Source organism: Polaromonas sp., assembly GCF_039932935.1.
GTDB lineage: Bacteria > Pseudomonadota > Gammaproteobacteria > Burkholderiales > Burkholderiaceae_C > Polaromonas.
Window position 1 is genome coordinate 1 of the sequence record NZ_JBDTPB010000064.1, and the last position, 7,498, is coordinate 7,498.

The following is a 7,498-nucleotide window of genomic DNA, read 5'->3' on the forward strand; positions in this document are numbered from 1 at the left end:
GCAATTTCCATATCGGCCACATCATGGAATACATCCAGGCCGACATCTGGGTGCGGTTCCAGCGTATGCAGGGCCATGCGGTGAACTTTGTGGGCGCCGACGACGCCCATGGCGCCCCCATCATGATCGCGGCTGAAAAGGCCGGCAAGACGCCGCAGCAGTTCGTGGCCGACATCGCCGCGGGCCGCAAGCCCTACCTGGACGGATTTCACATCAGTTTTGACAACTGGCATTCGACCGACGGGCCGGAAAACCACCAGCTGGCGCAGCAGATCTACCTGGACCTTAAAAAGGCCGGGCTGATCGAAACCAAAACGATTGAGCAGTTCTTTGACCCTGAAAAGAACATGTTCCTGCCAGACCGCTACATCAAGGGCACCTGCCCCAAGTGCGGCACCAAAGACCAGTACGGCGACAACTGCGAAAACTGTGGTGCGGTGTATGCGCCTACGGATTTGATCAACCCGTATTCCGCCTTGTCGGGTGCAACACCCGTCCTCAAAAGTTCGGAGCATTTTTTCTTCAAACTTTCCGACCAGCGCTGCGTGGACTTTCTTGAAAAATGGACACAAGACGGCAAGCTCCAACCGGAAGTCGCCAACAAGGTCAAAGAGTGGTTCAGCGTTCGCACCAACCCCGACGGCACCCAAAGTGAAGGCCTGGGCGACTGGGACATCAGCCGTGACGCGCCTTACTTCGGCATTGAAATCCCGGATGCACCAGGCAAGTATTTTTATGTCTGGCTGGACGCACCGGTCGGCTACCTCGCATCGCTGAAGAACCTGCTGGAAAAGCGCGGCGAAAGCTACGACGCCTACATGGCAGCGCCGGGCCTGGAGCAATACCACTTCATCGGCAAAGACATCGTCACCTTCCACACGCTGTTCTGGCCGGCCATGCTGCATTTCAGCGGCCGCAAGACACCCGACAACGTGTTCGTGCACGGTTTTCTCACCGTGAACAACGGCGAGAAGATGAGCAAGAGCCGCGGCACCGGGCTGGACCCGCTCAAGTACCTGAGCCTGGGCATGAACCCCGAATGGCTGCGCTACTACCTGGCCGCCAAGCTCAATGCGCGCAATGAAGACATCGACTTCAACGCCGACGACTTCATGGCGCGGGTGAACAGCGACCTGGTGGGCAAATACATCAATATCGCCAGCCGTGCTGCCGGCTTTGTCGCCAAGCGCTTTGCAGGCAAGCTCGGCGAGGTGTCGGGCGACGGTGCTGCTTTGCTGGAAGTCCTGCGCGCCGCGAAGGAAACGATTGAGCCTCTGTATGAAAGCCGGGAGTTTGCCAAGGCGCTGCGCGAAACCATGCTGTTGACGGACCGCGTGAATGCCTACGTCGACCAGAACAAGCCCTGGGAGCTGGCCAAGCAGCAGGGCATGGACGCGCGCTTGCAGGATGTCTGCACGGTGTGCATTGAGGCTTTCCGCCTGCTCACGATTTACCTGAAGCCAGTGCTGCCTGCCTTGGCGGCGCAAGTGGAGGAATTCCTGAAAGTGGAGCCACTGACGTTTGCCAGTGCCAGCGGCAGCCTGGGCGTCGGCCACCTGATCGGCGACTACAAGCACCTCATGCAACGCGTCGACATCAAGCAGCTTGAAGCATTGTTTGAGCCCCCAGCCCAATCAGAGCAAGCGCAAGCAGCTCCTGAATCAATAGCAGAGGCTACTGTTCCAGGCGGTGAGGCGCTGGCCCCCGCCATCACGATTGACGACTTCGCCAAAGTCGATCTGCGCATCGCGAAGATCGTCAACTGCGAAGCGGTGGAAGGCTCGACCAAGTTGCTGCGCCTGACGCTGGATGCCGGCGAAGGCCGCATGCGCAACGTGTTCAGCGGCATTGCCTCGGCCTACAAGCCCGAGGACCTGGTCGGCAAACTCACCGTGCTGGTAGCCAACCTGGCGCCGCGGAAGATGAAGTTCGGCATCAGCGAAGGCATGGTGCTGGCCGCCAGCCACGCCGATGAGAAAGCCCAGCCGGGCATTTATGTGCTGGAACCCTTGCCGGGCGCGACGCCGGGCATGCGCATTCACTGAAATTTGCGGCGTAACGCCGGCAGCTTCAAGCCGGTGCTGAATTTCTGGCATCCGTCCCGGCTGCAAAGCGCATGCCGGTTCCTGAACGGCTGGAAAGCTCGCCCAGCACGATGCCCAGCGAGTGGAGCAACTGGGTCGCGTCACCCTGCGTGAAGGGCGCCTCGGCCACGGCCACCTTGAACTGCAGCACGGTGTTGGGCGGCAGGCTGGGGTTGCCGGCCAGTCCGCGGGCGATGAGCCGCTGGCCAATGTCGGTGAGCGCCGCACGCGGCAAGTGTCCTTGCAAGATCAGCACAAAGTCGCCATCGCGGTGGCGGGCCACCGTATCGCCCTCCTGCACCACACTGGTCACGCAGGCGCCCGCCTGGACCACCGCGTTTTGCGCCGTCTCCATTCCGTACTCCTGCCGGATATCGAGGGCATTACCCAGCCGGATGCGCACCACCGCGCCCGCGCCGGGGTCACGCTGCTGGCGCACCAGCAGGGCATCCAGCCGCTGCAGCAGAACGCGGTGGTTACCGAGGCCGGTCAGCGGGTCCACGCGCGTCAGCGCACCAACGCGCGCCTGGTTGTCGCGCTTTTCGCGGCTGCGCAGGTACAGGGCCATCAACAGGAAAAGGATTTCCAGGGCTGCACCGATTTGCGCGCCGAACTGCGTGGCCGTGCCCAGGGGCATCATGCCCTGCGTGCGCAGGATGGGGAAGATGGAGCCCACCGTGAGGCACACCATCGCGGCCATCACCCATATCCCCACACCCGGCCGGCGCCAGGTGTACCAGGCGGAAACGAAAAGGTAGACGACGATGCTTCCGAGGTAATAAGGCGTGGCCAGGTTAAAAGAAGACTTGTTCCCCAAAACCAGGAAGGCCAGCACGATCGCAAAGCCCAGAAAAGTCATGACCAGCAGCCCGCGGGAGAGCCAGGGCACCTCGCGGTCAACCACCATCTGGCGCAGCAGGAGATGCAGCAATGCGGCAGTGGCCAGCGACAACGCCACCGGCGCGCAGTCGTTCCACCAGGCATTGCGGGGCCAGAAAAACTCTCCCGCCAGGCCAGTCAGCGAAAGCTGTCCCAGCGCGACGACCAACACATAACCGGCATAAAGCAGGTGGATGGGATCACGCCAGGAAATCGCGTGGAAGCTGCTCATCAGCGCCATCAGCAGCACCAGGCCGATGTACACCCCCAGCAACAGGTGCCACTGCTTGGACTGCTCGTGAAAACTGTCCGGGTCGGACAAAACCCAGTGCATGCTGATCGGGTAGTTATGGGCGACCCGAAGGTAGGTGGGCTGCGCTTCGCCGGGCAGCAACAACAGCTCGAATGCCGGTGTCAGGTGGCGCACCGGCCATTGCGCCACGGCGATCAGGTCGCCTGAACGCCTGATCTGCCACTGACCCGCGCTCTGTGGATCTTGCGAGGGGCGGTACAGGGAAACACTGTCCATGTTGGGATGCGGCGTCGTGAGCATGAGCCGCGTGGGCTGGTTAACCGCCGGCAATGCGAGGCGGTACCACAGGGCACGTCCGTCCCCGGTAGGCATGATCTGGTCGGGCCTGGCCGGCTCGCCTTCGCCGGCTTCAAAACGGCTATGGGCCTGCTCAAGCGTCATCGCGCCGGAGTTGTCCAGCAATACGAGCCCCTGGCCAATGATGCTGCTGCCGATAGACGGCATGCTTTGTGCAACAGGCGTCGCTGGATCCGGAGCCGGGCCGGCCGCTTCCTGTGCAACAGCCGCGGCGTGAGCCAGTACCAAAGCCGCCAGGCAGGCGGACAGGCGCGGCAGCATCGCAGACAAAAAACTTAAAAACCCAACCAATCACTTCCCCAAAAAACACGACGAGATGATCAAAACAGGGCGACACTGATGATTCGGCCCAAAGACGCGTGAAAAGTAACTATTTTGACCTAACCAACCTTCTAATGTAACGAATGTCGGCAATTCGAACAATGGAAAAAAGTCATGTGGGCAGTCCACTCCCCGCGCCGTTGCCAGGGCAGGGGCTGAACCACAATCCGGCGGCATGATGCATCTACCCGCTTATCTTGCGCCATTCCGCCCTCGCCTGTTTTCTGCGCTTGCCGGCTACACCCGCGAACGTTTTTTCAAGGATGCCGGCGCGGGCGTCACTGTGGGAATTGTGGCGTTGCCGCTGGCCATGGCCTTTGCCATTGCTTCCGGGCTCAAGCCCGAGGCCGGCATCTGGACGGCGATCATTGCCGGTGCGCTGATCTCGGCACTGGGCGGCTCGGCGGTGCAAATCGGCGGTCCCGCCGGCGCCTTTATCGTCATCGTCTACGGCATTCTTGAGCGCTACGGCCTGGCCAACCTGCTGATTTCCACCGCCTGCGCCGGCGTGTTGCTCTTTCTTCTGGGCTTTTTCAAGATGGGCACGCTGGTGCGCTACGTGCCGGTGAGCATTGTGGTGGGCTTCACCAACGGCATCGCGGTGCTCATCGTGCTGTCGCAAATCAAGGACCTGCTCGGACTTGTGGTGCCCAAGATGCCGGCCGATTTTTTCTCGCAGCTGCGTGTGATCGGCGGACACCTGGACAGCTTCAACCCTTACGCACTGGGGCTGGGGCTGGCCTGCCTGCTGGGCCTCTTTGTATGGCCCAAGCTGTTTGCCGCGCACACGCGCAGCGCCGGCGGCTTCACCACCCGGCTGATCAAGCTGATGCAGGCCGTTGAAGGCGTGCAGCTCAAGCGCGCGACCCGCATGGCGTCGCGCATGCCGGGCCCCATCGTGGCGCTGGTCACCCTCACGGCCTTTGCTTTTGCGCTGGGGCTGCCGGTGGAAACCATCGGTACCCGCTTCGGCGGAATCCCGCGCGCCCTGCCCTCGTTCGCGTTGCCCGATTTCTCGTGGGAAACGGTGCGCCTGCTGGTGGCGCCCACCATCACCATCGCGCTGCTGGGGGCGGTGGAGTCGCTGCTCTGCGCGCGTGTGTCCGACCAGATTTCCGGCCTGCCGCGCCACGACCCCAATCAGGAGCTGATGGCCCAGGGCGTGGCCAACTTCGTGGTGCCGTTTTTTGGCGGCATGCCGGCCACCGGCACCATTGCCCGCACGGTGACCAATGTGCGCTCGGGCGCCACCTCCCCCATCTCGGGCCTGGTGCACGCCCTCACGCTGGTGGTGGTGGTGCTGGTTGCCGCCCCGCTGGCCGTGCATGTGCCGCTGGCGGTGCTGGCCGGCATCCTGCTGTACGTGGCCTGGAACATGGGGGAGTGGCGCGAGTTCGCCCACCTGCGCCAGGCCAGCAGCCACTACCGGCTCATCATGCTGGGCACGTTTTTGCTCACCGTGGTGTTTGACCTGACCGTCGCCCTGCAAGTCGGATTGATCCTGGCCTGCGTGCTGTTTGTGCGGCGCATGAGCACCCTGTTCCAAGTGGTCGAGGTCTCCCGCGATGCGGACTCGGCGAACTTTCAGCTCTACGGTTCGCTGTTCTTTGGCGCGGTCGCCAAGCTCGATCCGATTTTGAATGTGGTGGAAAGCGCGCCCAAGGGCCTCGTGGTCCGGCTGGACGTGCAATCGCTGCAGTCGCTGGACACCTCGGGGCTGGATGTGCTGGAGCAACTGCACAAGGCCATCGTGCTGCGCGGCGGCCGGCTGGTGCTGGCCGGGCTCAATGCCCAGCCGCGGGCCGTGATGGAGCGGTCAGGCTTCCTGGGAAAAGTGGAAACGCTATAAAAACAGGAGCTGCTGGCGCTCGTCCTGCCAGGGCTGCAGCCAATTTCTTCAATAAATCGCGCTTAGCGATTGCCGCCTGAAGCGCTGGCGCTTTCGTCGTCTACCGAGGCCGTGTTGACCACCTTCAGGTCCCGGTCAAACACCACCGTAAAAATGCGCGCCGTCGACGGCGGGTTCAGGTAGCGCCAGTCGTAGTGGGTTTCCTGCTTCAGCGCATAGGGTGTGACCTTCATCGGCTTGCCGAGCATCTTGCGCACCTGCTCCATGCGCATGCCGGGTTGCACTTTCTCAAAATTCCGCGGCGTCAGCACCTGCCGCAACGCACTCATCTTGCCGTCTGCGCCTATCGTGATCATGTAGTTGACCTTGCCCTCCGGCTGGCGGTTGTATTCGAAGGTGCGGGCGCCCGGCACCGCCGCAGCGCCGGGCTGCGGTGTTTCGGCCATATCGGCCGCATCCCAGATCTTTTCAGGCTCGCCAAAGCGGGCGCGCACATCGGCTTCGGTGGCCACGCCCTCTTCCAGTTCGGCAATGCGCTGCGAATCGCACCCCACCAGGCCCAAGGCAAACGACAGCAAACCCATACAGGCAATCGTCTTGATGGATACAAGAGAAAAAGGTGATGAACAGCCTTTGAAGGCCGGTGCGGAGGTTGGTAACAATGGACCCAAGGCAGACCCCGGTAAAATCAGGCAACTATACGTTTCAGGCAGTTTAGACCCATGTCCCTCCTCAACTTCTTCCGCCGCTCCGACTACACCTCCGATACGACGCAGTTCATCGACCAGCTCAAGGCCAACAAGCCCACCCTGGAAGCCGAGCAACGCGCCGGGCGCGCGCTGTTGTGGGACAAGAACCTGAACCGCACCGAAGAGGCGGAATACGGCGAGGCACGGGTTTCCCAACAGCCTTACGTGTACGGCACCAGCAGCCACCCCAACGGAAAATAAGGGTCAAAAAGGCCTCCGGCCCTTTTTGGGCGAGCGCAAGCAGCTATATTTTTCATAGCAACCCGCATTCACCCACGCGCCATCGTCCCGGCTGTTTCATGTCCCAAACCCCTTTTTCACCGTCCCCCAAGGAGCTGCCGCCACCCGCTGGCCAGGAGCTGAGCGCTGCCCTGAGCCCGGACATGCCCGCCGTGATCGACCAGGTCGCGCTGGCCCGCCTGTACGGCGAGCCGCTCTTTGCCATGCCCCACGACCTGTACATCCCGCCGGATGCGCTGCAGGTGTTCCTGGAGGCGTTTGAGGGCCCGCTGGACTTGCTGCTCTACCTGATCCGCAAGCAGAACTTCAACATCCTCGACATCCCGATGGCGGCGGTGACGCGCCAGTACCTCACCTATGTCGATGAAATCCGCAGCACCAACCTGGAACTGGCGGCCGAATACCTGCTGATGGCGGCCATGCTGATCGAGATCAAATCGCGCATGCTGCTGCCGCCCAAGAAGGTGGCCGAGGGCCAGGAGCCCGAAGACCCGCGCGCCGAACTCGTGCGCCGCCTGCTCGAGTACGAACAGATCAAGCTGGCCGCCCACAAGCTCAACGAAGTGCCGCAGTTCGGCCGCGACTTCCTGCGCGCGCAGGTGTATGTCGAACAATCGCTGCAGCCGCGCTTTCCGGACGTTCACATCGTCGACCTGCAAGACGCCTGGCGCGACATCGTCAAGCGCGCACGCCTGATCCAGCACCACGTCATCAGCCGCGAAGAACTCTCGGTGCGCGAGCACATGAGCATCGTGCTGCGCAAGCT

General features: G+C 62.2%; 6 protein-coding genes. 4 read left to right on the top strand and 2 right to left on the bottom strand.

Features of this window, described 5'->3' with window-relative positions:
• Window positions 1-2,045 (top strand): methionine--tRNA ligase (metG, locus tag ABI546_RS11005; protein WP_348046624.1); only part of this gene is annotated, 2,045 nt, incomplete at its 5' end.
• Between the two features lie 25 nt (window positions 2,046-2,070).
• Here metG and ABI546_RS11010 read toward each other — a convergent pair.
• Entirely contained in the window at window positions 2,071-3,834 is a 1,764-nt protein-coding gene (locus tag ABI546_RS11010) for a 7TM diverse intracellular signaling domain-containing protein (RefSeq protein WP_348046625.1), read from the bottom strand.
• 238 nt (window positions 3,835-4,072) lie between these two features.
• Here ABI546_RS11010 and ABI546_RS11015 point away from each other — a divergent pair, with 238 nt between their 5' ends.
• The gene (locus ABI546_RS11015; RefSeq protein ID WP_348046629.1) at window positions 4,073-5,743 is read left to right on the top strand and encodes a SulP family inorganic anion transporter; all 1,671 of its coding nucleotides are present in this window, start codon (window positions 4,073-4,075) and stop codon (window positions 5,741-5,743) included.
• A gap of 62 nt (window positions 5,744-5,805) precedes the next feature.
• On the opposite strand, the gene bamE is transcribed toward ABI546_RS11015, so the two are convergent.
• On the bottom strand, window positions 5,806-6,327 hold the full coding sequence (gene bamE / locus ABI546_RS11020; protein ID WP_348046626.1) for an outer membrane protein assembly factor BamE: 522 nt from the start codon (window positions 6,325-6,327) through the stop codon (window positions 5,806-5,808).
• 138 nt (window positions 6,328-6,465) lie between these two features.
• On the opposite strand from bamE, the gene ABI546_RS11025 reads away from it, so the two are divergent.
• Window positions 6,466-6,693 carry a DUF3460 family protein gene (locus tag ABI546_RS11025; protein WP_348046627.1) on the top strand — a complete coding sequence of 76 codons (228 nt, stop codon included), beginning with the start codon at window positions 6,466-6,468 and terminating at the stop codon, window positions 6,691-6,693.
• A gap of 98 nt (window positions 6,694-6,791) precedes the next feature.
• On the top strand, window positions 6,792-7,498 hold a 707-nt coding region (locus ABI546_RS11030), incomplete at its 3' end, for a ScpA family protein (RefSeq protein ID WP_348046628.1).

Excerpts from the sequence above, each read along its gene's own strand:
- ABI546_RS11010 (WP_348046625.1), bottom strand. The coding sequence starts at position 3,834 with ATGCTGCCGCGCCTGTCCGCCTGCCTGGCGGCTTTGGTACTGGCTCAC.
- ABI546_RS11015 (WP_348046629.1), top strand. The coding sequence starts at position 4,073 with ATGCATCTACCCGCTTATCTTGCGCCATTCCGCCCTCGCCTGTTTTCT.
- bamE (WP_348046626.1), bottom strand. The coding sequence starts at position 6,327 with ATGGGTTTGCTGTCGTTTGCCTTGGGCCTGGTGGGGTGCGATTCGCAG.
- ABI546_RS11025 (WP_348046627.1), top strand. The coding sequence starts at position 6,466 with ATGTCCCTCCTCAACTTCTTCCGCCGCTCCGACTACACCTCCGATACG.